Annotated in this window: 17 protein-coding genes and 2 tRNA genes; 4 read left to right on the top strand and 15 right to left on the bottom strand. The window is 63.1% G+C overall.

The window, feature by feature from the left end; genetic code table 11:
• Positions 1–5 precede the first annotated feature (5 nt).
• The 12 genes from BM019_RS17985 to rnr all read right to left on the bottom strand — a co-directional run bounded on the left by BM019_RS17985 (position 6) and on the right by rnr (position 17,365).
• Complete coding sequence (locus BM019_RS17985; RefSeq protein WP_092419100.1) at positions 6–911, bottom strand: transglutaminase family protein; 906 nt, start codon at positions 909–911, stop codon at positions 6–8.
• The gene (locus BM019_RS17980; RefSeq protein ID WP_092419098.1) at positions 911–3,397 is read right to left on the bottom strand and encodes a circularly permuted type 2 ATP-grasp protein; all 2,487 of its coding nucleotides are present in this window, start codon (positions 3,395–3,397) and stop codon (positions 911–913) included. Before BM019_RS17980 ends, BM019_RS17985 begins: the two co-directional genes overlap by 1 nt.
• 87 nt (positions 3,398–3,484) lie before the next feature.
• The gene (locus BM019_RS17975) at positions 3,485–6,760 is read right to left on the bottom strand and encodes a transglutaminase family protein (protein ID WP_092419096.1); all 3,276 of its coding nucleotides are present in this window, start codon (positions 6,758–6,760) and stop codon (positions 3,485–3,487) included.
• Positions 6,761–6,933: 173 nt separating this feature from the next.
• Entirely contained in the window at positions 6,934–7,452 is a 519-nt protein-coding gene (locus tag BM019_RS17970; RefSeq protein ID WP_092419094.1) for a hypothetical protein, read from the bottom strand.
• 112 nt (positions 7,453–7,564) lie between these two features.
• The gene (locus BM019_RS17965) at positions 7,565–9,865 is read right to left on the bottom strand and encodes a YgiQ family radical SAM protein (RefSeq protein WP_009041914.1); all 2,301 of its coding nucleotides are present in this window, start codon (positions 9,863–9,865) and stop codon (positions 7,565–7,567) included.
• A 226-nt stretch (positions 9,866–10,091) separates the two neighbouring features.
• Positions 10,092–11,489: a replicative DNA helicase gene (gene dnaB, locus BM019_RS17960; RefSeq protein WP_007921486.1), complete on the bottom strand. Its 1,398-nt coding sequence runs from the start codon at positions 11,487–11,489 to the stop codon at positions 10,092–10,094.
• 134 nt (positions 11,490–11,623) lie between these two features.
• Positions 11,624–12,070 (bottom strand): 50S ribosomal protein L9, encoded by a 447-nt coding sequence (gene rplI, locus BM019_RS17955; protein WP_007921484.1) that lies wholly within the window; start codon positions 12,068–12,070, stop codon positions 11,624–11,626.
• 21 nt (positions 12,071–12,091) lie between these two features.
• A complete protein-coding gene (locus tag BM019_RS17950; protein WP_009041913.1) occupies positions 12,092–12,991 on the bottom strand; it encodes a hypothetical protein in 900 nt (299 codons plus the stop codon).
• Between the two features lie 36 nt (positions 12,992–13,027).
• Positions 13,028–13,258, bottom strand: coding sequence for a 30S ribosomal protein S18 (gene rpsR / locus BM019_RS17945; protein WP_002551829.1), 231 nt, complete (start codon positions 13,256–13,258; stop codon positions 13,028–13,030).
• 28 nt (positions 13,259–13,286) lie between these two features.
• Positions 13,287–13,712 carry a 30S ribosomal protein S6 gene (gene rpsF / locus BM019_RS17940; RefSeq protein ID WP_007921481.1) on the bottom strand — a complete coding sequence of 142 codons (426 nt, stop codon included), beginning with the start codon at positions 13,710–13,712 and terminating at the stop codon, positions 13,287–13,289.
• A gap of 282 nt (positions 13,713–13,994) precedes the next feature.
• A complete protein-coding gene (rlmB, locus tag BM019_RS17935; RefSeq protein WP_023970226.1) occupies positions 13,995–14,762 on the bottom strand; it encodes a 23S rRNA (guanosine(2251)-2'-O)-methyltransferase RlmB in 768 nt (255 codons plus the stop codon).
• Positions 14,759–17,365, bottom strand: coding sequence for a ribonuclease R (rnr, locus tag BM019_RS17930; protein WP_009041911.1), 2,607 nt, complete (start codon positions 17,363–17,365; stop codon positions 14,759–14,761). The genes rlmB and rnr overlap by 4 nt, the downstream gene beginning before the upstream one ends.
• A gap of 224 nt (positions 17,366–17,589) precedes the next feature.
• On the opposite strand from rnr, the gene BM019_RS17925 reads away from it, so the two are divergent.
• The 4 genes from BM019_RS17925 to BM019_RS17910 all read left to right on the top strand — a co-directional run bounded on the left by BM019_RS17925 (position 17,590) and on the right by BM019_RS17910 (position 20,726).
• Positions 17,590–17,676, top strand: a tRNA-Leu gene (locus tag BM019_RS17925).
• A 170-nt stretch (positions 17,677–17,846) separates the two neighbouring features.
• A tRNA-Leu gene (locus BM019_RS17920) sits at positions 17,847–17,933 on the top strand.
• Positions 17,934–18,135: 202 nt separating this feature from the next.
• Positions 18,136–19,161, top strand: coding sequence for an extracellular solute-binding protein (locus BM019_RS17915; RefSeq protein WP_092419092.1), 1,026 nt, complete (start codon positions 18,136–18,138; stop codon positions 19,159–19,161).
• On the top strand, positions 19,161–20,726 hold the full coding sequence (locus BM019_RS17910) for an ABC transporter permease (protein ID WP_092419090.1): 1,566 nt from the start codon (positions 19,161–19,163) through the stop codon (positions 20,724–20,726). The genes BM019_RS17915 and BM019_RS17910 overlap by 1 nt, the downstream gene beginning before the upstream one ends.
• 64 nt (positions 20,727–20,790) lie before the next feature.
• Here the strand turns inward: BM019_RS17910 and BM019_RS17905 are convergent, their stop codons facing one another.
• From BM019_RS17905 to BM019_RS17895, 3 genes are all read right to left on the bottom strand, one after another.
• The gene (locus BM019_RS17905) at positions 20,791–22,725 is read right to left on the bottom strand and encodes a methyl-accepting chemotaxis protein (RefSeq protein WP_009041908.1); all 1,935 of its coding nucleotides are present in this window, start codon (positions 22,723–22,725) and stop codon (positions 20,791–20,793) included.
• A gap of 138 nt (positions 22,726–22,863) precedes the next feature.
• Positions 22,864–24,156: an adenylosuccinate synthase gene (locus BM019_RS17900; protein ID WP_009041907.1), complete on the bottom strand. Its 1,293-nt coding sequence runs from the start codon at positions 24,154–24,156 to the stop codon at positions 22,864–22,866.
• 54 nt (positions 24,157–24,210) lie between these two features.
• Positions 24,211–25,398 carry an ATP phosphoribosyltransferase regulatory subunit gene (locus tag BM019_RS17895; RefSeq protein ID WP_009046692.1) on the bottom strand — a complete coding sequence of 396 codons (1,188 nt, stop codon included), beginning with the start codon at positions 25,396–25,398 and terminating at the stop codon, positions 24,211–24,213.
• Between the last annotated feature and the right edge of the window lie 75 nt (positions 25,399–25,473).

Genomic DNA, 25,473 nt, shown 5'->3' with positions numbered 1-25,473 from the left:
AGCGGCTACAGAGAGATCCGTTCATTCAGCGGCATCACCGTCACCCGCACTTCCGGGTCGTGGCTGCCGCCGCCGAGAATCACCCCGCGCAACGGCGAGACATCGGAAAAATCCCGGCCCCAGGCCAGGGTGATGTGCTCCAGCGCCGGCTGCACGTTGTTGGTCGGGTCGAAATCCACCCAGCCGAGCACCGGGCAGAACACCGAGACCCAGGCATGGGAGGCATCCGCGCCGATCAGGCGTGGCTGCCCCGGTGGCGGCTGGGTCAGCAGGTAGCCGCTGACATAACGCGCCGCCAGGCCGCGGGAACGCAAACACGCCAGCATCAGATGGGCGAAGTCCTGGCAGACCCCGCGCCGCCGCTCCAGCACTTCCACCAGCGGCGTCGCCACCTGGGTGGCTTCGGCATCGAAGGTGAACTCGCTGAAGATCTTTTCCATCAACGCTTGCACCCCCAGCAACAACGGACGCCCGGCGGGGAAACAGCTTTCGGAGAACTCGACGAAGCTTTTCTTCAAGTGCACATAAGGCGACTCGAAGCGGTAACGACACGCCTCCATCAAGGCCACGGACAACGGCCGGCTGCTGTAGGTCAGCGCACTGCGGGTGGCGTCCCAGGGCAATGAACGGGTGAAATCCAGCGCGGGCCTGGCCAGCACCTCCACCGTCAGCTGCGCATTGACCAGCAGCTCGTCATGGGGCCGCTCGAACGCCAGCCGGGTCAGCGGGTTGCCGAACACGTCCAGCTCGTCGCGACGGCTGGTAGGGCCGGGGCTGATCAGCAGCTCCTGCTGGCTGCAATGCTGCCAGGCGCAGGCGCGCGGCCACAGGTGCGCCAGCTGCTGGGCCAGGGAAACCGGACTGTCGTAGTGGTAATGGGTATCGTGGAATATCTGGTAATGAGCGCTCATCAGACGGATACCGTTCGTTGGCTGACATCGTCGACATGGGCGAAATGCCGCAGCGCCAGGCGGTCGGAGACCTGCCCGCTGGCATCGGCGATTTCCTGCAGCAGGTCGGCCAGGCCTTCGAGTGCCGCCCGCACGCTGGCCTCACCGAACAGCGGGTTTTCCAGACAGCCCAGGTCGAAGCGCCCCAGACGCCCCACCAGCTTGGGCAAACCGGCCTCGCGCGGTACGCCGAACTCGTCGTTCAAGCGATTGAGGGTCCGGGTCACCAGCTTCAGCTGGAACAGCACCGCATGGGGGTTCTGTTCGTCGAGCAGCAACAGGTCGAGCACCGGGATCAACTGCGCCACCGCCAGGTAGCGGGAACGGTAGGTGATGCTGCTGTTGCCCAGTTCCAGCAGCCACTCCAGCCCGGCCTGGTCGAACGCGGTGGCGCTGCGCAGGAAGGCCGCCAGGCTGCTGCTGAGAAACTGCAGGCGCTCGATGCGCCGGCCAATCATCAAAAAACGCCAGCCTTCGTCGCGAGTCATGTCGTCCAGGGCGAAGCCCGACAGCGCCGCCAGGGACATCACCAGGCGGTTGAGGAAGTCCAGCAGCTCGCCGAAGTCCGGCTCGCGGGCTTCCAGCGCCAAGGCTTCGCGCTGCAATTCCACCAGCGCCTGCCAATTCTCCCGCGAAAGCTTGCCGCGCACCTGGGACGCCGCCCACTGCAGGCGCTGCAGGTTGGAACGCAGGCTGAAGGACCAGTCGTCCCCCTGCAGGGCCGCCAACAAACGCTCGGGCAGTTCGCCTTCGTCCGGCAGCAGCATCAGGCTTTCGCCCAGCTCGACCGCCGCCTGCAAGGCCTGCGGGTCATCGCCGTCAACATAGCGCGCCAGCATGATCCGCAACAGCCGCGCACTGCCATCGCAACGCTCGCAGTAACGGCCGAACCAGAACAGGTTTTCCACCACCCGCGACGGCAGGTACGGATCGCGCCGCACCAGTTCATGCACGCCGATGGTCCGCTGGCCTTTCCACTGTTCGCCGCTGGGCGCACGCTCGCCCAGCACCCAGGTGTCCTTGCTGGCGCCGCCGCGCTGCATCGATACCACCTCGGCATCGGCCTCGGCGGCCACCCGGGTCAAGCCGCCCGGCAGTACCCTGTAACCATCGCGGCTGGCCACGGCATACACCCGCATGCCAATGGCCCGCGGTTGCAGTTGGCCGTCCTCGGCCTGCCAGACCGGCGCCTGGGACAGTTGCGCCAGTTCCTGGGCGACATAGGCATAAGGTCGCGCCCGCATGCGCTCGGCCAGAGCCTGGCGCTCTTTCTCGCAAAGGTCGCGACCGAACAATGGGGCAAAGCTCTGGGACGGGAACGCCGGCTTGATCAGCAACTCCGGGAGTTTCTCCAGGGCCTGGGCCAGCACCGGCGCCTCGCCGCACCACCAGGTGGCGACGGACGGCAGAATCAGTTCTTCGCCGAACAGGTGCTCGCTGATCTTCGGCAGGAAACCCAGCAAGCCTGGCGACTCCAGCACGCCGCTGCCCAGGGCATTGGCCACCAGCACCCGCCCCCGCCGCACCGCCTCCAGCAGCCCCGGCACGCCGAGGGCCGAGTCGGTACGCAGTTCCAGCGGGTCGCAGAAGTCGTCATCGAGCCGGCGCATGATCGCGTGGACCCGCCGCAGGCCGCTCAGGGTCTTGAGGTAGACCGTGGCGTCGCGCACCGTCAGGTCGCCGCCCTCTACCAACGGATAACCGAGCTGGCGCGCCAGGTACAGGTGTTCGAAATAGCTCTCGTTGAAACGTCCCGGGGTCAGCAGCACGATCAGTGGCGCTTCGTCGTCCCGGGGCGCCTGGCGGGCCAGGGTTTCCTGCAGGGTGCGGAAGAACCCGGCCAGGTGCTGCACCTGCAGATCGCGGTACAGGTCCGGAAAGGCCCGGGACACGATCATGCGGTTTTCCAGGGCGTAGCCGGCACCGGACGGCGCCTGGGTACGGTCGGCGGTGACCCACCAGCGCCCGTCCGGGGTGCGCGCCAGGTCGACCGCGTACAGGTGCAGGAAGGCGCCATCCGGCGGCTGGATGCCTTGGCACGGCCAGAGAAAGTTGTTATGGCCGAAGACCAGCTCGGCCGGCAGCAGGCCCTCGCGGATCAGCCGCTGGGGGCCGTACAGGTCGGCCAGTACCGCATTGAGCAAACGCGCCCGCTGCGCGATCCCGGCGGACAGCTGCTGCCATTCATCGGCGGCGATCACATGGGGCAACAGGTCCAGTTCCCACGGCCGGTCGGCACCCTTGGGGTCGGCATAGACGTTGTAGGTGACGCCGTTTTCCTGGATCTGCCGGGTCAGCAGCGCCTGGCGCTGCATCAACTGCGCCGGCGTGCTGCGCTGCAACTGGTCGAACAGCCGGCGCCAGTGCGGGCGCACCGCGCCACTGGCGTCGAGCAGTTCGTGGTAGGTACCCGCCGTCAGCGGGTAGTGGTCAAGCAGGTCAGGCATGGAAAGCTCGGCAGACGGCAAGGTAAGTCAGATTAACGCAGACACATGACGCCCGGATATGCGAAACATCCGGGCGTCGCGTCTGCTTTAGAAACGTCGCAAATCGAGTGTCATCGGCAACTCGTCGTTGATCGTCAGGCTCGGCACCGACAAGGTGCCGGGGCTATGCCCCAGGCGGAAGAAGCGCGCCATGCGCCGGCTCTCGGCCTCGTTGGCATTCACCGGCAGGCTGTCGTAGTTGCGCCCGCCCGGATGGGCCACATGGTACTGGCAGCCGCCCAGGGAACGCTGCATCCAGGTATCGAGCAGGTCGAACACCAGCGGCGCGTGTACCGGGATGGTCGGTTGCAGGCAGTTGAACGGCTGCCAGGCCCGATAGCGCACGCCGGCGACGAACTCCCCGACTCGCCCGGTGGGCTGCAGCGGCACCGCGACACCGTTGCAGGTCAACAGGTAGCGCTGCGGCGCCAACCCGGTGAGCTTGACCTGCAGGCGCTCCAGCGACGAGTCGACATAACGCACCGTGCCGCCAGCGGAGCCCTCCTCCCCCAACACGTGCCAAGGCTCCAGGGCCTGGCGCAGCTCCAGCTCGACACCGCCGACCGCGTAATCGCCGACCTTGGGGAAACGGAACTCCAGGTGCGCGGCGAACCACTCGGCCCGCACCGGGTAGCCGGCGGCATTGAGCTCGACAATGACATCGGCGAAGTCCTGCTCGATGAAGTGCGGCAACAGGAAGCGGTCGTGCAGCTCGGTGCCCCAGCGCGCCAGCTTGGCCGGTGCGTAGGGCTCGCGCCAGAAGCGCGCGACCAAGGCCCGCAGCAACAGTTGCTGGGCCAGGCTCATGCGTGCATGGGGCGGCATTTCAAAGGCGCGCAGTTCCAGCAGACCCAGGCGGCCTGTAGCGCCATCCGGCGAGTACAGCTTGTCGATGCAGAACTCGGCGCGATGGGTGTTGCCGGTGACATCGATCAACAGGTTACGCAGCAGCCGGTCGACCAGCCATGGCGGGCACTCCTCGCCCGGTTCGGGTATCTGCGCGAAGGCGATTTCCAGCTCGTACAACGCATCGTTGCGCGCCTCGTCGACCCGCGGTGCCTGGGAGGTGGGGCCGATGAACAACCCGGAGAACAGATAGGACAACGACGGGTGGTTGTGCCAGTAGCTGATCAGGCTGCGCAACAGGTCCGGCCGGCGCAGGAACGGCGAATCCGCCGGCGTCGCGCCACCCAGCACGAAATGATTGCCGCCGCCGGTGCCGGTGTGGCGCCCGTCGATCATGAATTTCTCGGTGGTCAGGCGGGTCTGCCGGGCCTCCTCGTAGAGGAATTCGGTGCGCTCCACCAGCTCGTCCCAACTGGCGGACGGCTGCACGTTGACCTCGATCACGCCCGGATCGGGGGTGACGCGGAAGTTGCTCAGGCGCGGATCGCTCGGCGGCTCGTAGCCCTCCAGCAGTACCGGGCAATGCAACTCCTCGGCGGTGGCCTCGATGGCGCTGACCAACTCCAGGTAATCCTCCAGGCGCTCCAGGGGCGGCATGAACAGGTACAAGCGCCCGCCCCGCGCTTCGGCGCAGAAGGCGGTGCGGGTCAGCCAGTCGGCGGACTGGTCGATCTGCGGCACCCGCTCATCGGCTGCGGCCGCTTCGCCGTGTTCGCGCAGTTGCGCGCTGTCCGGCAGCTCGGGCAGCTCCTGGTTCGGGTCGGTGGGGTGCACATAGGGGTACTCCGCCGCCGTCACCCAGGGCTGGGACGCCAGCGGCAGGCGATAACCCAGGGGCGAATCCCCCGGGATCAACCGGCAATGGGTGTCGCGCAGGTACCAGCGGCCGCTCTGCCACTGGTCGCCCCTGGCGGTACGGGCCAGCGGCAGGACCTGGCCGATGACCTTGTCCAGGCCCTGGCTAAAGACCTTGCGCAGGCGCGCCCGCTCCAGCTCGTCCGCCAGCCGCGAATCCTCGGCGCTGACGTTCTGCGGCAAGGTGCCTTCGCGCCACAGGTAGTAGAAGTTGTCTTCATAGGCCGGGAATACAAAGCGCGCGGGCAGCTTCAAGCGTTCGGCGACGCTGGCGAGGAAACGCCCGGCCAGCTCGCTGTCGGCGCCATAGTCTTCATGCTCGTCGGCAATCAGCGCGGCGTTGTGCCAGATCGGCACACCGTCGCGGCGCCAGTAGCAGTTCAGCGACCAGCGCGGCAATTGCTCGCCCGGGTACCACTTGCCCTGGCCGAAATGCACCAGGCCCTTGGGCGCGTAGTGGTTGCGCATGCGCTGGAACAGCTCGGCGGACAGCCGGCGCTTGTTCGGCCCGAGGGCCGCGGTGTTCCATTCGGCGCCATCCGGGTCGTCGATCGAGACGAAGGTCGGCTCGCCGCCCATGGTCAGGCGCACGTCGCCTGCCAGCAGATCGGCATCGATCTGCCGGCCCAGGGCCTGGATCGCCAGCCATTGCTCCTCGGTGTAGGGCTTGGTGACCCGCGGCGCTTCCCAGACCCGCTCCACCGACATCTCGTGGCCGAACTCGCATTCACAAGGCTCCACCAGGCCGCTGATCGGTGCCGCCGAGGACGGATCGGGGCTGCAGGCCAACGGGATATGGCCTTCCCCGGCAAACAGCCCGGAAGTGGCGTCCAGGCCGATCCAGCCGGCGCCGGGCAAGTACACCTCGCACCAGGCGTGCAGGTCGGTGAAGTCGACCTCGGTGCCGGACGGGCCGTCGAGGGATTTGACGTCGGCGGTCAGCTGGATCAGGTAGCCGGAAACAAAGCGCGCGGCCAGCCCCAGGTTGCGCAGCAGCTGCACCAGCAGCCAGGCGGAGTCGCGGCAGGAGCCGGAAGCCTTGTCCAGGGTCTGCTCCGGCGTCTGCACGCCGGGCTCCATGCGGATCAGGTAGCCGATGTCTTCGCTCAGGCGCTGGTTCAGGGCCACCAGGAAATCCACCGCCGGTATCGGCGTGCGGTCGATGCCCTCGAGGTAAGCCTTGAACTTCGGCGTCAGTGGCAGGGTTTCCAGGTAAGGCGCCAGCTCGCGCTGCTCGTCGGCGGCATAGGCGAAGGGGATTTTCTCGGCGTAGGGCTCAAGGAAGAAATCGAACGGATTGAACACCGCCATCTCCGCCAGCAGATCGACTTCGATCCGCAGCTCGTCGGTCTTCTCCGGGAAGACCAGGCGCGCCAGGTAGTTGCCCTGGGGATCCTGCTGCCAGTTGATGAAGTGCTGCTCGGGCTGAACCTTCAGCGCATAGGAGAGAATCCGCGTGCGGCTATGGGCCGCCGGACGCAGGCGAACGATCTGTGGGCCGAGTTCGACCGCGCGGTCGTAGCGGTAATGCGTGACATGGTGCAATGCGACATGGATCGACACGGCGTGCCTCCTGCGGACCTGAACGTACACGAAAGCGCGCAAGACTTATGCCAGAGCACCAGTCCCGGGGCTTTCCCCAACGGCTGTGGGCAGTACAGCACCAAAAGCGAGCGGTGCGTGCTTCGGCGTGCGCAGGGTTGCACATAAATGTGGCGACAGGATGTAACCGGCGGTCAGCGCACGCGCTTCAGGCCGGCTTCCAGTCGCTGCAGGCGCCGGCGTTTGCGCGCCGCCACTTGCAGCACCTTGAGCCCGCGCTGGTAGCGCCGGGTGCTCATCAGGTACAGCCCGGCCAGGGGAATGCACAGGACAAAGGCCGGGAACAGTCGCTGGCGGGAGTCCAGCGAGACCAGCAGCGCGCATGCCAGGCAGAACACCAGCGCGCCGAACAAGGCCCAGGCGCCACGCGGGTAGCCGCGGATCACCAGCAGGAAACACAGGCTCATCAGCAGGCCAGCGCCCAGCATGGCCATCGCGGCGTAGTTGGCGACCTGGAAGTCACGGGGGAAATACAGATGGGGCACCTGCGCGGCGGTCAGCGAGATGCTGAAGACCGTCGTCATCATCACCGCGATATGAATCACCCCGAAACGCCGCACATAGGGCTGCCAGGCGAGCCATTCGGCGGTCTTGAGGCGTAGCAGCCGGTCTTCGACCTGCCGTTGTTGCGGGGTTTTGCGGCGACGTAACACGCGGCGCTTCCTTGAGTTGATGCCAATCCTGGAGGCGCACCTTAACAAACCCGAACGCCGAAATGCACAACGCCAACCCTGGGGTTGGCGTTGTGTCCGTACAGCAGTGGCCTTAGCGGGGCACGACCGGTTTGCGGGCCGGCTTCTTGCCTTTGCCCTTGGCCGCATCCGTGCGCTCCTTGGCGGCCTGCTTGTTGCGGGCCATCGCGGCGGCCTTGGCCTGTTCGCGCTTGTCCCACGGGTTGCTACCGTCGCTGCCGCGTGGAGGCAGGCCGGTGTGCTGGGTGAGGATCCTGGTGGTTTCCTTGGCCACTTTGTGGCTGCCAGCCGGCGTCGAGTTCTTGCGACGGGCGCTCTGGTAGCTGTCGGTCGACGGCTGATGCAAAGGAATCAACTGGTTCTTGCCCGGCCCGATCAGGTCGGCGCGGCCCATGCGGGTCAGCGCTTCACGCAGCATCGGCCAGCCTTTCGGGTCGTGGTAACGCAGGAACGCCTTGTGCAGGCGACGCTGCTCCTCGCTCTTGACGATGGTCACCCCGTCACTCTTGTAGGTGACCTTGCGCAGCGGGTTCTTGCCCGAGTGGTACATCGCGGTGGCGGTGGCCATCGGCGACGGGTAGAACGCCTGCACCTGGTCGGCGCGGAAACCGTTGCCCTTGAGCCACAGGGCCAGGTTCATCATGTCTTCGTCGGTGGTGCCCGGGTGCGCGGCGATGAAGTACGGAATCAGGTACTGCTCTTTGCCCGCTTCCTTGGAGTACTTCTCGAACATCCGCTTGAACCGGTCGTAGCTACCGATGCCCGGTTTCATCATCTGGTTGAGCGGACCTTCCTCGGTGTGTTCCGGGGCGATCTTCAGGTAGCCACCAACGTGGTGGGTCACCAGTTCCTTGACGTACTCCGGCGACTCGACCGCGAGGTCGTAGCGCAGGCCGGAAGCGATCAGGATCTTCTTCACCCCTGGCAACGCACGGGCGCTGCGATACAACTGGATCAGCGACGAGTGGTCGGTGTTCAGGTTCGGGCAGATGCCAGGGAATACGCAGGACGGCTTGCGGCACGCGGATTCGATTTCCGGGCTCTTGCAGGCGATGCGGTACATGTTCGCGGTCGGGCCGCCGAGGTCGGAGATGACGCCGGTAAAACCCGGAACCTTGTCGCGAATCTCTTCGATCTCGCGAATGATCGACTCTTCGGAACGGTTCTGGATGATCCGCCCTTCGTGCTCGGTGATCGAGCAGAAGGTGCAGCCGCCGAAGCAGCCACGCATGATGTTCACCGAGAACCGGATCATGTCGTAGGCCGGGATCTTCTCCTTGCCGTATGCCGGGTGCGGGATGCGCTGATACGGCATGCCGAACACGTAGTCCATCTCTTCGGTGGTCATCGGGATGGGTGGCGGGTTGAACCAGACGTCGATCTCGCCATGTTTCTGCACCAGCGCACGGGCGTTGCCCGGGTTGGTTTCCAGGTGCAGCACCCGATTGGCGTGAGCGTAGAGCACTGGATCGTTACGCACCTTTTCCATGGACGGCAGGCGGATCACGGTCTTGTCCCGGGTCATCTTCGGGCTGGCCAGGATCTGCACGACCTTGGCTTCCTGGGGATCTTCGACCGGGCCTTTTTCCTGCTCGATGGCGCAGGCCTGGGTGTCCTGGGTGTTGACGTACGGGTTGATGATCTTGTCGATCTTGCCCGGACGGTCGATACGCGTGGAGTCCACTTCGTACCAGCCCTGCGGCGTGTCACGGCGAATGAACGCGGTGCCGCGCACGTCGGTGATGTCTTCGATCTTGTGCCCGTAGGACAGGCGCTGGGCGACTTCGACAATCGCCCGCTCGGCGTTGCCGTAGAGCAGGATGTCGGCGCTGGCGTCGATCAGGATCGAGTTGCGCACCCGGTCCTGCCAGTAGTCGTAGTGGGCGATGCGGCGCAGGGAGGCTTCGATGCCGCCCAGGACGATCGGCACGTGCTTGTAGGCTTCCTTGCAGCGCTGGCTGTAGACCAGGCTGGCGCGGTCCGGACGCTTGCCCGCCAGGCCACCCGGGGTGTAGGCGTCGTCGGAGCGGATTTTCTTGTCCGCGGTGTAGCGGTTGATCATCGAGTCCATGTTGCCGGCTGCGACGCCGAAGAACAGGTTCGGCTCGCCGAGCTTCATGAAGTCGTCTTTGGACTGCCAGTTCGGCTGGGCGATGATCCCGACGCGAAAGCCCTGGGACTCCAGCAGCCGGCCGATGATCGCCATGCCGAACGACGGATGATCGACGTAGGCATCGCCGGTGACGATGATGATGTCGCAGGAATCCCAGCCGAGCTGATCCATCTCCGCCCTGCTCATCGGCAGGAACGGCGCCGGTCCGAAACATTCGGCCCAGTACTTGGGATAGTCAAATAACGGCTTGGCTGCTTGCATGTCGATGACCGGTATAGGTGTAGATGAGGGCGCGTTTATTTACAGAGAAATTCGCGGGCGCGGAATATAGCACAAAAAATGACCAATTCCGACGACTATGGTCGGAAATCGGTGGCCTGTAGTCGCTGTCGCAGACTGCGATCGGCTGCGCGGCAGACGCAACGCTTACCCATCGAACGAAGCTCCTGCGGCCCTTATCGCAGCCTGCGGCAGCGGCTACGGCTGTTTATTCGTCGTCGTCGAAGTTGTAGCTGCCCGGCGCGAGGTTCTCGAAGCGGGTGTACTTGCCGATGAACGCCAGGCGGATAAAGCCGATGGGGCCGTTCCGCTGCTTGCCGATGATGATCTCGGCAATGCCCTTGTGCTCGGTCTCGGGGTGATACACCTCGTCCCGGTACACGAACATGATGACGTCGGCGTCCTGCTCGATCGCTCCGGATTCGCGCAAGTCGGAGTTTACCGGGCGCTTGTTCGGGCGCTGCTCGAGGGAGCGGTTGAGCTGGGACAGGGCCACTACCGGGCAGTTGAATTCCTTGGCCAGGGCCTTGAGGGAACGGGAGATCTCGGAAATCTCGTTGGTCCGGTTGTCGCCGCTGGAACCCGGGATCTGCATCAGCTGCAGGTAGTCGATCATGATCAGGGCGATGTCGCCGTGCTCACGCACCAGGCGGCGGGTCCGCGCGCGCATTTCCGAAGGGCTGATACCGGCGGTGTCGTCGATGAACAGCTTGCGATCGTTGAGCAGGTTGACCGCCGAGGTCAGGCGCGGCCAGTCGTCGTCTTCCAGCTGGCCGGAACGCACCTTGGTCTGGTCGATACGGCCGAGGGACGACAGCATACGCATGATCAGCGATTCGCCTGGCATCTCGAGGGAGTACACCAGCACTGCCTTGTCGCTGCGCAGTACGGCGTTTTCCACCAGGTTCATGGCAAAGGTGGTCTTACCCATGGACGGACGACCGGCGACGATGATCAGGTCGGCGGGCTGCAGGCCGCTGGTCTTCTCGTCGAGGTCGGTGTAGCCGGTGGACAGGCCTGTGATGGCGTTGTCGGTGTTGAACAGGGTGTCGATGCGGTCGATGGCCTTGGTCAGCAACTCGTTGACGCCTACTGGCCCGCCGGTCTTCGGACGCGCTTCGGCGATCTGGAAGATCTGCCGTTCGGCTTCGTCGAGAATCTCTTCGGCGGTGCGGCCTTCGGGGTTGAAGGCGCTGTCGGCGATCTCGGTACTGATGCCGATCAGCTGGCGCAGGGTGGCGCGCTGGCGAACGATCTGCGCATAGGCCTTGATGTTGGCCACCGACGGCGTGTTCTTCGCCAGTTCGCCCAGGTAACCCAGGCCGCCGACCTGGGACGTCTGGCCTTCCTTGTCCAGCTGTTCGGACAGGGTCACGACGTCGATCGGCATGTTCTGATCGGCCAGCTTGGCGATCGCACGGAAGATCAGGCGGTGGTCATGTCGATAGAAATCGCCGTCGGAGACTTGATCGAGCACCCGCTCCCAGGCGTTGTTGTCCAGCATCAGACCACCGAGCACGGCCTGTTCGGCCTCGATGGAATGTGGCGGCACCTTCAGGGCAGCGGTTTGCAGATCGTATTGCTCGGGAGCGGAGATATCGTTCATGGCCACTTGGTTTTTTAGGAAAAGCAGGGGGTTGAAAAACTGAGGGTACAGAAAGACAAAGGGCACGACCTGTAAACAGGATCGTGCCCGATGTTACCGGCTAGCTCCCGAGGGTGCCAGCCGACAAGTACTGCTTAAGCTGCTACCACGACAACGCGTACGGTGGCTTCAACTTCAGCGTGCAGGTGCACGGCTACGTCGAATTCACCTACGTTGCGGATGGTGCCGTTCGGCAGACGAACTTCGCTTTTTGCAACTTCAACGCCGGAGGCGGTCAGTGCATCAGCGATGTCGTGGGTGCCGATCGAACCGAACAGCTTGCCTTCGTCACCAGCGGTGGCAGTGATAGTCACTTCCAGCTCAGCCAGTTGGGCAGCGCGAGTTTCGGCAGAAGCCTTTTTCTCTGCAGCCAGTTTTTCCAGCTCGGCACGACGCGCTTCGAACGCAGCCAGGTTGGCAGCGGTAGCAGCGGTGGCTTTGCCGAAAGGCAGCAGGTAGTTACGGCCGTAACCAGCCTTAACGTTTACCTTATCGCCCAGGTTGCCCAGGTTGGCGATTTTTTCCAGCAGGATCAGTTCCATTTGGTAATAACCTCTTAACTTTTAACCTTCACCGTTCGCAGGACCGTTATCGGCGTCTTTCGGCGCCGAACGACCGCGAAAATCAATCAGGCTGTCGACTATGGCCAACACCACGAGCAACGGATAGATCAGCTGCATAAACAGCAACAGCGTTACGTACAACCCCACCAGCCAGAACCTGGCCAGTCGCCCTTGCGCCACCAGCCCGTGAATCAGGGCCAGCCCGGCGAACACCAGCGGTACGCTGCACAACGGCGTCAGCATCGCCATCTGTGGACCGAGGTTCGGTCCCAGCAGCATGCAGGCCAGCAGCAACATCGCCAGTCCCAGCGGGAGCTTGATCGCGCGAAACTCGCGCCCAAAACCACCCGGGTTGTACAACAACGCCTGCCAGTAGCGCCCGACAATCAGGCTCAGCACACTGACGACCTGCAACAAAGCCGCAATCAGGCCGGTCAGGACCGGTGCAATCAGTGAGGCGAGACGAGCCCGCTCTTCAACCGACAGCTGCTGGTAGAGATCACCGAGGGCCAACGGCAGGATTTTTACCAACTCCTGCGAGAGCATCTCGATCTGGGGGCGGTAAGCCACACCCAGCACTCCAGCAAACACCAGGCCCAGCGCTATGCTGACCAGCAGCACACGGTTCCAGGATTCGCTTGCGCGCAAAACCAACGCAAGGCCCGAAGACCCGAGCAACACCATGAGTGCGCGTGGATCGTCGGAGTACAGCCACCAGAACAATGCCGGCAGCAATCCCAGGGCGAGGACACCAAGGGCGTCGCTCAAACCGCGCCGCAGGAGCACCAGGCTTCCCGCAGCAGCACCCAACCAATACAACAACGGCAATGCCGCACATCCGGCCACTACCAGAGTGGCCTGCATACGGCCGCGCATGATGAACTCAGCTAAGGCGCGCATGCATTCAATCCCTTACTACTTGTCGACTGCCCGGTCTCAGCGGCCGTGGCTGTCGGTGTAGGCCAGCAGGGCCAGGAAGCGGGCGCGCTTGATAGCGGTGGCCAGCTGACGCTGATAACGAGCTTTGGTACCGGTGATACGGCTTGGAACGATTTTGCCGGTCTCGGATACGTAGGCTTTCAGAGTGTTGAGATCTTTGTAATCGATCTCTTTCACGTCTTCAGCGGTGAAGCGGCAGAATTTACGACGACGGAAGAAACGTGCCATGTAATTGGCTCCTCAAAAGGTCCGTGGATTACTCGTCAGCGTTATCGCTGGCGTCGCTGTTATCGCTGTCATCGCCATCGGCGCTGTCAGAATGCTCAGGACGGTCACGACGCTCACGGCGCTCACTGCGGTTCTCTTCAGCCTTGAGCATCTCGGATTGGCCAGTGATGGCTTCTTCGCGACGGATGACCAGGTTACGGATCACAGCATCGTTGTAACGGAAGTTGTCTTCCAGCTCAGCCAGGGCTTTACCGGTGCACTCAACGTTCAGCATCACGTAGTGAGCCTTGTGAACATTGTTGATTGCGTAGGCCAGTTGACGACGGCCCCAGTCTTCCAGACGGTGGATTTTGCCGCCGTCTTCTTCGATCAGCTTGGTGTAACGCTCAACCATGCCGCCGACTTGCTCGCTCTGGTCAGGGTGGACCAGAAAGATGATTTCGTAATGACGCATGAATGCTCCTTACGGGTTGTAGCCTGCCGCTCAAAAGCGGTCAGACAAGGAGTGAATGACACTTGTGTGTCTTGCCTCAGAGATAGGCACATATGCGCCTGCCGCAACGGCAAGGGGCGCAATTGTAGAGAAGGGGGAACAGCGGCGCAAGGCAATTGGTGATTATTTGAACAACTGGGCGCCAGGGCGCGCCAAACCTGCCAAGCAGGCCCGCTCACGATTGCAGCACCTCGGTCGGGCCGCTATCGCGAGCAAGCTTGCGCCTGCATGAAGGGAGGAAACTCAGGCCTTCTTGGCTGCGCTCTTGGCTTTGGCCGCACGCTGGCGCGTGGCCTCGAACAGGCACACACCGGTAGCCACCGAAACGTTGAGACTGCTGACGCTACCGGCCATCGGCAGGCGCACCAGGAAATCGCAATGCTCGCGGGTGAGGCGACGCATACCCTTGCCTTCGGCGCCCATGATCAGGATGGTCGGCCCGGTCAGGTCCTGGTCATACAGTTCCTGCTCGGCTTCGCCAGCCGTGCCGACGACCCACAGGCCGCGCTGCTGAAGCTTTTCCAGGGTGCGCGCGAGGTTGGTCACGGCCACCAGCGGAATCACTTCCGCGGCGCCGCACGCCACTTTACGCACGGTCGGGGTCAGGGTCGCCGATTTGTCTTTCGGCACCAGCACCGCCAGCGCACCGGCCGCATCGGCAGTGCGCAGGCAGGCGCCAAGGTTATGTGGGTCGGTCACGCCGTCCAGCACGAGAAGCAGCGGCGCGCCTTCGGTACGGTCGAGCAACTCATCGAGCATCGCTTCGCCCCAGACCTGGCTTGGGCTCACTTCAGCCACGACGCCCTGGTGAACGCCTTCGACCCAGGCGTCCATTTCGCGACGCTCGGCCTGACCGACCGCCACGCGATTCTGCCCGGCCAGGTCCACCAGCACCTGCACGCGCGGATCGCTGCGGCCTTCGGCCAGCCAGATCTGCTTGACGCGCTTGGGGTGGTGACGCAGCAATGCTTCTACAGCGTGCACGCCGTAGATCTTTTCCAACTGACTCATGACTTGGCCTTGGGTTTACGCGCCCCGCCGCTTTTCGCCGCAGGACCTGCGCCCGCTTTCGGCGGACCTTTACGATGTTTGCTCGGCTTGCTGGAAGCCGGCTTGCCGGACTTTCCCCCAGACGCCGCTTTACCGCCGCTCTTGGCTTCAGCCAACAGCGCCTGCTTCATTTCACGGCTCTTGCGCACTTCGGCGTTTTTCGCCGCCGCATCGCTGGAGCGGTAGGCCTCGACCGGTTTCTCCTTGGCCGGGCCACGACGCCCGGCCTTGGCTGGGGCAGGCTCGGCAGCCGTCTTGGCCGGAGGCACATCGACAGCGCCACGCTTTTTGCGACCGATCGGCGCACTGATGGTTTTTTCCGCCATCTCGAAGTCGATCTTGCGTTCGTCCAGATCGACGCGCATGACCCGCACTTCCACGCTGTCACCCAGGCGGAAGCTGCGGCCGGTGCGCTCACCGGCGAGGCGGTGATGCACGGGATCGAAGTGGTAGTAGTCGCCCGGCAGAGCCGTGACATGCACCAGACCTTCGACATAGATATCGGTCAGTTCGACGAACAGGCCAAAACCGGTCACCGCAGTGATCACGCCCGGGAACGCCTCGCCCACGCGGTCTTTCATGTATTCGCACTTGAGCCAGTTCACCACGTCGCGGGTCGCTTCGTCGGCACGCCGCTCGCTCATCGAGCACTGCTCGCCAAGCTGCTCGAGAATCGCCTCGTCGTAGGGATAGATGCGCGCCTTCGGAATGGTCATCGCACCGGCACGACGCACGTGAGGCGTGTTCTGCTTGGAGTGGATGACACTGCGAATCGCCCGGTGCGTCAGCAGGTCCGGGTAACGGCGAATCGGCGAGGTGAAGTGGGTATAGGCTTCGTAGTTCAGGCCAAAGTGGCCCTGATTGTCAGCGCTGTACACCGCCTGGCTCAAGGAGCGCAGCATCACGGTCTGGATCAGATGGAAGTCCGGACGATCCTTGATGCTTTCCAGCAAGGCCTGGTAGTCCTTCGGCGTCGGGCCGTCCTTGCCTTTATGCAGGGACAGGCCGAGTTCGCCGAGGAAGGCGCGCAGTTTTTCCAGGCGCTCTGGCGGCGGGCCGTCGTGAACGCGATAGAGCGCGGGGATTTCGTGCTTCTTGAGGAATTCGGCGGTGGCCACGTTGGCCGCCAGCATGCATTCCTCGATCAGCTTGTGCGCATCATTACGGGTAGTCGGACGAATTTCCGCAATCTTGCGCTCGGAACCGAAGATGATCCGGGTTTCCTGGGTCTCGAAGTCGATGGCGCCACGGGTATGACGGGCACCGAGCAGAACCTTGTACAGCGCATAAAGCTGCTTGAGGTGCGGCACGACATCGGCGTATTCGCCACGCAGTTGCTTGGCCTCGCTGGTTTTCGGCTGTTCGAGGATAGTGCTGACCTTGTTGTAGGTCAGGCGCGCCTTGGAGTGGATCACCGCTTCGTAGAACTGGTAATCGGTCATCTCGCCGGATTTGGAGATGGTCATCTCGCACACCATGGCCAGACGATCGACTTTCGGGTTCAGCGAGCACAGGCCATTGGACAACTGCTCCGGCAGCATTGGCACCACGCGCTCGGGGAAGTACACCGAGTTGCCACGCACCTGCGCCTCGTTATCCAGCGCCGAACCGATCTTCACGTAACTGGAAACGTCGGCGATCGCCACGTACAGCTTCCAGCCACCGCCGAACAGGCGCAGCTTGCCGGGCTTGGCTTCGCAATAGACCGCGTCGTCGAAGTCGCGAGCGTCTTCGCCGTCGATGGTGACGAACGGCAGATCGCGCAGGTCGATGCGCTTCTCTTTGTCCTTATCCTCGACTTCCGGCTTGAGCTTGCCGGCTTCCTTCAGCACCGCCTCGGGCCAGACGTGAGGAATATCGTAGGTGCGCAAGGCAACATCGATTTCCATGCCGGGGGCCATGTAGTTGCCCACGACCTCGACCACGTCGCCTTGCGGCTGGAAGCGCGGAGTCGGCCAGTGGGTGATCTTCACCTCGACGAACTGGCCGATCTTGGCGCCGGCATTGCGACCCGGGGTCACCAGCACTTCCTGCTGGATCTTCGGGTTGTCCGCCACCACAAAACCGATTCCGCCTTCTTCGAAGTAACGGCCGACGATGCTCTCGTGGGCACGGGACACTACTTCGACGATCATGCCTTCGCGGCGACCGCGGCGATCCAGACCGGAAACCCGGGCCAGTGCACGGTCGCCATCGAACACCAGGCGCATCTGCGCCGGGCTCATGAACAGGTCATCGCTGCCATCATCGGGAACCAGGAAGCCGAAGCCGTCACGGTGACCGCTGATGCGGCCGAGGATCAGGTCGAGCTTGTCCACCGGCGCATATGTGCCGCGGCGGGTGTAGATCAGTTGGGCATCGCGCTCCATGGCGCGCAGGCGGCGGCGCAGGGCTTCGATCTGGTCTTCTGTGGTCAGACCAAACTCTTCGACCAACTGTTCGCGGTTAGCAGGCGAACCCCGATCAGCAAGGTGCTGAAGGATCAGTTCGCGGCTAGGGATAGGGTTTTCATATTTTTCCGCTTCACGAGCGGCCTCGGGATCGAGGGACTGCCAATCGGCCATTAGATAAATTTCACCTTGTCTATATGCGGGTTAGTTTGGCATACGCGTATTGAAACGGGAAATTTCAGGCTAAGACAGGCTCCGAAAAGTCCTTTAGTGGCTTCAGAACCATCCTGTAAAAGCCGTCGGCGAATTTTTTTCAATATTTTCAAGATCAGGGGTTTACAGCCCAAAAGGTGGTCCGTATAGTGCGCGCCATCGACGACGGAGACGCTGTCGATACTGCCCAGATGGTGAAATTGGTAGACACGCCAGCTTCAGGTGCTGGTGGCCGCAAGGCCGTGGAAGTTCGAGTCTTCTTCTGGGCACCAATTCAGAGCTGCAGATTGTTTGAATCTTCAGACTCCTCCAAAAACCCGCGAAAGCGGGTTTTTGCATTCTAAGTGTTTGATTTATTGAATCTAAGTCAAAACAGGGCTTTACAGATTCAAAGGCGCTCCGTATAGTTCGCCCCATCAACAGCGGCAACGCTGCTGATACTGCCCAGATGGTGAAATTGGTAGACACGCCAGCTTCAGGTGCTGGTGGCCGCAAGGCCGTGGAAGTTCGAGTCTTCTTCTGGGCACCACATTCAAGTTTCACAGCATAGCTGTGAAGTCTCACAAAAACCCGCGAAAGCGGGTTTTTGCGTTTCTGGCCCACAACAATCATTCCCCCCGCCAAAACGCCCCCTCCTCCAGGGCTATCCAGCCCGCCAAGCCGCACATGAGAAACAATATCGTTTATGATTGTTACAAGTTTTTGCGGCACCACAGTGAGGAACCCTGCGAATGATGTTTAGAAACACCTCCCTTCCAACATCCCTTCTGCGTGGCTTGACCATCACTTTGCTGGGCCTGGCCCTGGCATCTCCATTCACTCAAGCAGCCGATCCGGTTTCCCTGACGCTGTACAACGGCCAGCACAAGGAAGTCGGCGACGCCATCGCCAAGGCTTTCGAGGCCAAGACTGGGATTCACGTCAATGTGCGTAAAGGTAGCAGCAACCAGCTCGCCAGCCAGATCGCGGAAGAAGGCGAGCGCTCCCCCGCCGATGTGATTTATACCGAAGAATCGCCACCCTTGAACAAACTCGGCGAGCAAGGCTTGCTGGCCAAGACCGATGCGGCGACCCTTGAAGTCCTGCCCAAGGACTATGTCGCCGGCAACGGCACCTGGATTGGCATTACCGCCCGAGTTCGCGTGGTGGCGTTCAACCCGAAGCTGATCGACGAAAAAGACCTGCCTGCATCGGTGATGGAGTTCTCCCAGCCACAATGGCAAGGCAAGGTAGGCTTCGTTCCTACCAGCGGCGCATTCCAGGAACAGGCCGTGGCAATCATCAAGCTGCACGGGATGGACGCCGCCGAAGAATGGCTGACCGGCCTGCGCGCTTTCGGCAAGACCTACAGCAATAATATGGTGGCCTTGAAGGCCGTGGAAAACGGCGAAGTCGCCACCGTGCTGGTGAACAACTACTACTGGTTCGCCCTGCAACGTGAAAAAGGCCAACTGGACTCGAAGCTGCACTATTTCACCGGCGGCGATGCCGGCGGATTGATCACCGTATCCAGCGCCGCGGTACTCAAGTCCAGCAAACACCCCAAAGAAGCCCAGCAATTCCTCGCTTATATGGCCAGCGAAGAAGGCCAGCGCGTCATCACCCAGACCACCGCAGAATACCCGCTGCGCAAAGGCCTGGAGTCGGATCGAGGCCTCAAGCCGTTCAGTGAGCTGCAAGCGCCGAAAGTCACCCCGGCCGACCTCGGCAACGCCGAAGAAGCCCTGGAACTGGAACGCGAAGTCGGCCTGAACTGATGAACGCATCACTGCCCGCCCCCGCCTCGCGCACGAACTACATACCGAGGCGCAAGGGGCCATCGATCTGGCTGCTGCTACCGGTCCTGTTGCTGGTCGGGCTCAGCCTGCTGCCATTGCTCTATGTCGGGCTCAAGGCCTGGCAGGCCGGCTGGGCCGAAGCCCTGCACCTGCTGTGGCGACCCTATGTATTCGGCCTGCTGCGCAACACCCTGCTACTGCTCATTGGCGTGACCGTTACCTGCGCCATCGTCGGCCTGTCCCTGGCCTGGCTGCTGGAACGCAGCGACTTGCCGGGGCGACGCCTCTGGGGCGTGATCCTGTGCCTGCCCTTTGCCGTACCGGCCTTTGTCAGCAGCTTCACCTGGGTCTCCCTCAGCGCCAGCTTCGAAGGCCTGGGCGGGGCCATCCTGGTCATGAGCCTGTCCAAGTACCCGCTGGTATTCCTGCCCGTCGCGGCCACCTTGCGCAATCTCGATCCCTCCCTGGAGGAATCGGCCCGCACCCTCGGGCAGAATCGCTGGGGCGTGTTCTTCCGGATCACCCTGCCCCTGCTCTGGCCGTCGCTGCTGGCCGGCTCGCTACTGATCGCCCTGCACATGCTGGTGGAGTTCGGCGCACTGTCGATTATCGGCCTGCAAACCTTCACCACCGCGATCTATCAGCAGTTCGAACTGGAGTTCAGCAATGCCAACGCGGCGATGCTTTCCGCCGTGCTGCTAGCGCTGTGCCTGGCCCTGCTGTGGCTGGAGTTGCGGGTTCGCGGCAAAGGCCGCCATGTACGAACCGGCCAAGGCGCGGCGCGACATGCCGAGCAGGTGCGCCTCGGCAAGTGGGCGATTGGCGGGCAACTGTACTGCGCGCTACTGACCCTGATCGGCAGCGGCATTCCGCTAGGCATGCTGGCGTACTGGCTGGCCGTCGGTTCATCAGCCGCTTTCCCGGTGGCCGCCATCAGCGAAGCCCTGCTCTCCTCCCTGGCGCTATCGTTGGGTGGCGCGGCGCTGTGCCTGGTGCTGGCGGTACCGGTCGGACTGCTGGTAGTGCGCCACAAAGGTCGTCTGGCACTCTGGGCCGAGCGCCTGCCTTACCTGCTGCACGCCCTGCCAGGCCTGGTGATCGCCCTGACGCTGGTGTTCTTTGCCCTGCACTACGTGCCGGCGCTGTATCAGACCTCGGCCCTGTTACTGATCGCCTACGCCCTGCTGTTCCTGCCCCTGGCGCAGGCACCGATCCGCACCGCCCTGAACAAGGCGGCGCCGCAACTCGAGGAAGCCGCCCGCACCCTGGGCGCCTCCTCATTCACGGCCTTCTGCCGCGTGACCCTGCCGATCATTTTCCCGGCATTGGGTGCCGCCTTTGCCCTGGTATTCCTGGATGCCATGAAGGAACTGACGGCTACCCTGCTGCTCAGCCCGACCGGACTGAATACACTGGCAACGGAAGTCTGGGCGCACACGGCGAATGTGGAGTTTGCCGCCGCAGCGCCTTATGCGGCGCTGTTGATTCTGGTATCGGGACTACCGGTCTATCTGCTGACGACACGGATATATCTGAGCCGCTGAGCCTACTCCTACAGAAAATCTTCTGTAGGAGTCCCCCGTCCCAAGCATTCAGCCACGCAGAACCTCAAGCCCGGAACTGCCCCAGACTGGCCTTCAATTGGGCTGCCAGGCTATCTAGTACCTTGCCGCTGGCCGTGGTCTCCACCACAGCCTGAGCTGCCCGCTCGGCCTGGGCATGGATGGTCTCGACCCGACCGCGCACCGCTTGCGCGCCCTGAGCCTGATGGGCGGCCGCCTGGGTCGCCAGGCCAATCGCCGCGTGCACCTGCTCCACCGACGACTGCACCGATTGTTGCAGCCGCGCACTGTCGCGCAACACCAGCAATCCTTCGCTAGCCTGCCTTCCAGCCTGGCCGATCGCCGCCACCGCCTCGCGCGCGCCCTGCTGCAGCGCACCGATATGCGCCTGGATATCGCCGGTAGAGCTTTGCGTCTTGCTCGCCAGCGCCCTGACCTCATCGGCCACCACCGCAAAGCCGCGCCCGGTTTCCCCGGCCCGCGCCGCCTCGATGGCCGCATTCAAGGCCAGCAGGTTGGTCTGCTCGGCAATCCCATGAATCACCGTCAACACCACCTCGATCTGTTCGCTCTGCTGCGCCAGGCGTTCGATGACCTTGGCCCCCGTGTCGACCTGCCCCGCCAGTGCCTCGATCAGGCCGCCCACCTGGGCCGAGGTCCGGGTGTTTTCATCGGTCGCCTGACGGATCTCCACCACCTGCTGCAAGGCCGCCTGCATTGCCTGGCTTTCCGCCTGGGCTTCGTCAGCCATCTGCGACAGGGCCCGCAAACTCTCCGCCACCTCGTCACGCTGAGCCTCGGCCGCGGCATCCGCTCCGGCATTACGCAGGCTCATCGCGCCGATTTCGACGCCAGTACGCTGCGCCACATCGCCGGCCTCACGCACGATCGGCTGCAACTTGTCGACAAAGCGATTGACCGCCGAGGCCATGTCGCCGATCTCGTCATTGCTGTTGAGCTGGACCCGCTTGGTCAGATCGCCCTCACCGGCCGCCAGATCGTTTAGCGCGGCGATCAGCAGATGCAGCTTGCTGACCACTCGCCGCCCCAGCACCACCGCCAGCAACAGCAAGACCCCGCAGCCGACCAGCGCCAGGCCCATGCCGATGCGCCAGCGCAGGGTGGCCGCCGCGTCCTGCACGGTACCCGCGGTGTTGGCCTGCATGTCCGAAGCGCTGGTCTGCGCCGACTGCAGGCGCGCACGCATGGCCGCAGAACTGTCCGCCGAAGCGCCCTTGAGGCTATCGCCGACCAGCTGGTCGCTATTGGCGATCAAGGCCTCGAAACGCTTGTCCAGCGCCGCCACATCCGCCTCGACCGACGCCGTGGAAACCCCCATCAGCACCTTGCCGATCTCCACGCCGTTAGGACTGATGGAGGCTTCCAGGTAGTAGACCGATGGATCGTTCTTGGCCGCGTCTAGCACCTTGTCCAGGGCTCGGTCGCCCTTGCCCTTTTCCAGTAGCGCCTTGTTGATCGGGTTTTCCCGGTTCAGATAGCGGGTCAGGTGCTCGCCATTGGCGTCGTCGTACACCACGAACAGCACGTTGGGATTGCGCTGGGCGCGCCGGGCGAACTCGGAGAGGGTCGGAACGTCGCTGTCCCACATGGCGCGTGGGGCCACCGAAGCGAGCAGCTGGGCCATATCATTGGCTGAATCCTTGAGATCCTTCTCCAGCGTCGTGCGCAATTGCGCCTGCTCCTCTTCCAAGCGCGAGGAGAGCCCGGCGGTCAAGCGTTGCCGGGTGCTGCTGGAAAGGCTTTCCAGGCTCGAAGTGACCTCGCGAGCCGCCTGCTCCAGTTCGCCGGACAACTTCTGGCTATCGACGCCCAGACGAACGGCCAGATCCGCCTCCAGCGCCGTCACCGTGCTCCGGGTCAGGGCAACGGCAACCAGAACCTGCACCAAAAGAGCGATACCAAGGGTAACGAACACAGGCCGCAACAAACGGCTTTGTAACAGTGAGAGAACGGCCGACACAGGAAATCCCTCTACTTCAACGCCATCAAATTGATGGCACTCTGGAAGGAAAAATCACAGCAAGGGTCGTGCCGCCTGGCAGGCAGAAACGACAAAGGCCCCTGAGGAGGGGCCTTTGTTTTTTACATCAACGACTTATCAAGCAAACGGGTGACGCAGAACGATGGTCTCGTTGCGGTCCGGGCCTGTCGAAATAATGTCGATCGGCGCGCCGACCAGCTCTTCGATACGCTTGATGTAGGCACGGGCAGCGGCCGGCAGCTCTTCCAGAGTCTTGGCCCCCAGGGTCGACTCGCTCCAGCCTGGCATCTGCTCGTATACCGGCTCCAGGCCGATGTAGCTGTCAGCGTCGGTTGGCGCGTCGATGACTGCGCCATCCTGGTTTTTGTAGCCCACGCAGATGTTGATGGTTTCCAGGCCGTCCAGTACGTCCAGCTTGGTCAGGCACAGGCCCGAGATGCTGTTGACGTCGATGGCGCGACGCAGGATGACGGCATCGAACCAGCCGCAACGGCGGGCACGGCCGGTGGTTGCACCGAACTCATGTCCACGCTTGGCCAGGAAAGCGCCCACGTCATCGAACAGTTCGGTCGGGAACGGACCCGAACCTACACGAGTGGTGTAAGCCTTGGTGATACCGAGGATGTAGTCCAGGTACATCGGGCCAACACCCGAACCGGTGGCGATGCCGCCGGCAGTGGTGTTGGAGCTGGTGACGTACGGATAGGTACCGTGGTCGATGTCCAGCAGCGAGCCCTGGGCGCCTTCGAACATGATGTCCTTGCCCGCGCGACGCAGCTGGTGCAGCTCGGCGGTCACGTCCAGCATCATCGGCTTGAGCAGCTCGGCGTATTCCATGCACTCGTCGAGCGTCTTCTGGAAGTCGATGGCCGGCTCTTTGTAGTAATTGACCAGTACGAAGTTGTGGTAGTCCAGCAACTCGCCCAGCTTCGCGGCGAAACGCTCGCGGTGGAACAGGTCGCCGATGCGCAGGCCGCGACGAGCGACCTTGTCTTCGTAGGCGGGGCCGATGCCGCGACCGGTGGTACCGATCTTCTGCTCGCCGCGGGCCTTTTCACGCGCCTGGTCCAGCGCTACGTGGTAGGACAGGATCAGCGGGCAGGATGGGCTGATACGCAGGCGCTCACGCACCGGTACGCCTTTCTCTTCCAGCTTGACGATTTCACGCAGCAAGGCGTCCGGCGCAACCACCACGCCGTTGCCGATCAGGCACTGGACGCCTTCGCGCAGCACACCCGAAGGGATCAGGTGCAAGACGGTTTTCTCGCCGTCGATCACCAGGGTGTGGCCAGCGTTGTGGCCACCTTGGTAGCGCACTACGGCGGCAGCATGTTCGGTCAGCAGATCAACGATCTTGCCTTTGCCCTCATCACCCCACTGGGTGCCCAGGACTACGACATTCTTACCCATAACACTTGTCCTCATTCGCGCAAACTTGGTGCCGGCAACGGCCGGCGGGAAAACTCAAGAAGCCAGCGGCAATACTTGCCAAAGCCCGTTCTGCTGAATCAATTGCCGGTCGCAGTCCGCTTCACGGGCGGCGGCCAATGGTTGTCCAGGCAAGGCCTGAACCACGCGCTGACCCTCACTGCGCAACTGGCAAACCTGCTGCCAGAGGGCTGCATCCGTACTGTCCGGCATCCAGATACCGCCAGACGGTAGCTCGATCTCAGCACGCCCCAGGGTCACCAGGGTTTTCAAATCGGTAGAGAAGCCGGTTGCCGGACGGGCACGACCGAAGTCGGCGCCGATGTCGTCGTAACGACCGCCCTGGGCAATGGACTGGCCAACACCCGGCACGAACACAGCGAATACCACACCGGTGTGGTAGTGGTAGCCACGCAACTCGCCCAGGTCGAAGTACAGCGGCAATTCAGGGAAACGCACGGAAAGACGCTCGGCAATCGCCAGCAGGTCGTCCAGGGCCGCCAGCACCGGCGCCGGCGCATTGGCCAGGCGTTCGCGGGCTGCAGCCAGCACTTCACGGCCGCCGCACAGGTCGACCAGCGCCCGCAGCATGCCGGACAGGTCGGCCGGCAGGCCTTCGGTCAAGGTAATGACTTCGTCGATGGCCTTGCGTTGCAGGGCATCGAACAGTTGCTGTTCCACTTCGCCGGAGAGGCCGGCCGCGCGGGCCAGGCCACGGTAGATACCGACATGCCCCAGATCCATGTGCACATCCGGCACATCGGCCAGTTGCAGCATCGCCAGCATCAGGCTGATGACTTCCACGTCGCTGCTCGGGCTCGCATCGCCATACAACTCGGCACCCAGCTGGATCGGGCTGCGCGAGGACGACAAGGCACGCGGCTGCGCATGCAGCACGCTACCGGCGTAACACAGGCGGCTCGGGCCTTCGCGACGCAGGGTATGCGCATCGATACGGGCCACCTGCGGCGTAATGTCGGCGCGGAAACCCATCTGCCGACCCGATTGCGGGTCGATGACCTTGAAGGTACGCAGATCGAGGTCCTGGCCCGCGCCAGTCAGCAAGGATTCCAGGTACTCGATATGAGGGGTCACGACGAACTCGTAACCCCAGCTCTGGAACAGATCCAACACCTGGCGACGCGCAACTTCAATGCGCGCAGCCTCAGGTGGCAGTACTTCTTCGATGCCATCTGGCAGCAGCCAGCGGTCTACCGTTGCCATTACGCCATTCCCCTGTGATCCAGGCGGCCAGCCTATGGGCGGGCCTTGAGTGAAGCAGAAAATGATCGGCCCATG

The organism is Pseudomonas sp. NFPP07 (assembly GCF_900115645.1).
GTDB classification, from domain to species: domain Bacteria; phylum Pseudomonadota; class Gammaproteobacteria; order Pseudomonadales; family Pseudomonadaceae; genus Aquipseudomonas; species Aquipseudomonas chlororaphis.
The sequence above is the reverse complement of the archived record's forward strand: the minus strand, read 5'-3'. Positions and strand labels throughout refer to the sequence as shown.

Bases quoted from the DNA above. Each gene is read 5' to 3' on its own strand.
- BM019_RS17985 (WP_092419100.1), bottom strand. From the start codon at position 911: ATGAGCGCTCATTACCAGATATTCCACGATACCCATTACCACTACGAC.
- BM019_RS17980 (WP_092419098.1), bottom strand. From the start codon at position 3,397: ATGCCTGACCTGCTTGACCACTACCCGCTGACGGCGGGTACCTACCAC.
- BM019_RS17965 (WP_009041914.1), bottom strand. From the start codon at position 9,865: ATGCAAGCAGCCAAGCCGTTATTTGACTATCCCAAGTACTGGGCCGAA.
- dnaB (WP_007921486.1), bottom strand. From the start codon at position 11,489: ATGAACGATATCTCCGCTCCCGAGCAATACGATCTGCAAACCGCTGCC.
- rplI (WP_007921484.1), bottom strand. From the start codon at position 12,070: ATGGAACTGATCCTGCTGGAAAAAATCGCCAACCTGGGCAACCTGGGC.
- BM019_RS17950 (WP_009041913.1), bottom strand. From the start codon at position 12,991: ATGCGCGCCTTAGCTGAGTTCATCATGCGCGGCCGTATGCAGGCCACT.
- rpsR (WP_002551829.1), bottom strand. From the start codon at position 13,258: ATGGCACGTTTCTTCCGTCGTCGTAAATTCTGCCGCTTCACCGCTGAA.
- rpsF (WP_007921481.1), bottom strand. From the start codon at position 13,712: ATGCGTCATTACGAAATCATCTTTCTGGTCCACCCTGACCAGAGCGAG.
- rlmB (WP_023970226.1), bottom strand. From the start codon at position 14,762: ATGAGTCAGTTGGAAAAGATCTACGGCGTGCACGCTGTAGAAGCATTG.
- rnr (WP_009041911.1), bottom strand. From the start codon at position 17,365: ATGGCCGATTGGCAGTCCCTCGATCCCGAGGCCGCTCGTGAAGCGGAA.
- BM019_RS17915 (WP_092419092.1), top strand. From the start codon at position 18,136: ATGATGTTTAGAAACACCTCCCTTCCAACATCCCTTCTGCGTGGCTTG.
- BM019_RS17910 (WP_092419090.1), top strand. From the start codon at position 19,161: ATGAACGCATCACTGCCCGCCCCCGCCTCGCGCACGAACTACATACCG.
- BM019_RS17900 (WP_009041907.1), bottom strand. From the start codon at position 24,156: ATGGGTAAGAATGTCGTAGTCCTGGGCACCCAGTGGGGTGATGAGGGC.
- BM019_RS17895 (WP_009046692.1), bottom strand. From the start codon at position 25,398: ATGGCAACGGTAGACCGCTGGCTGCTGCCAGATGGCATCGAAGAAGTA.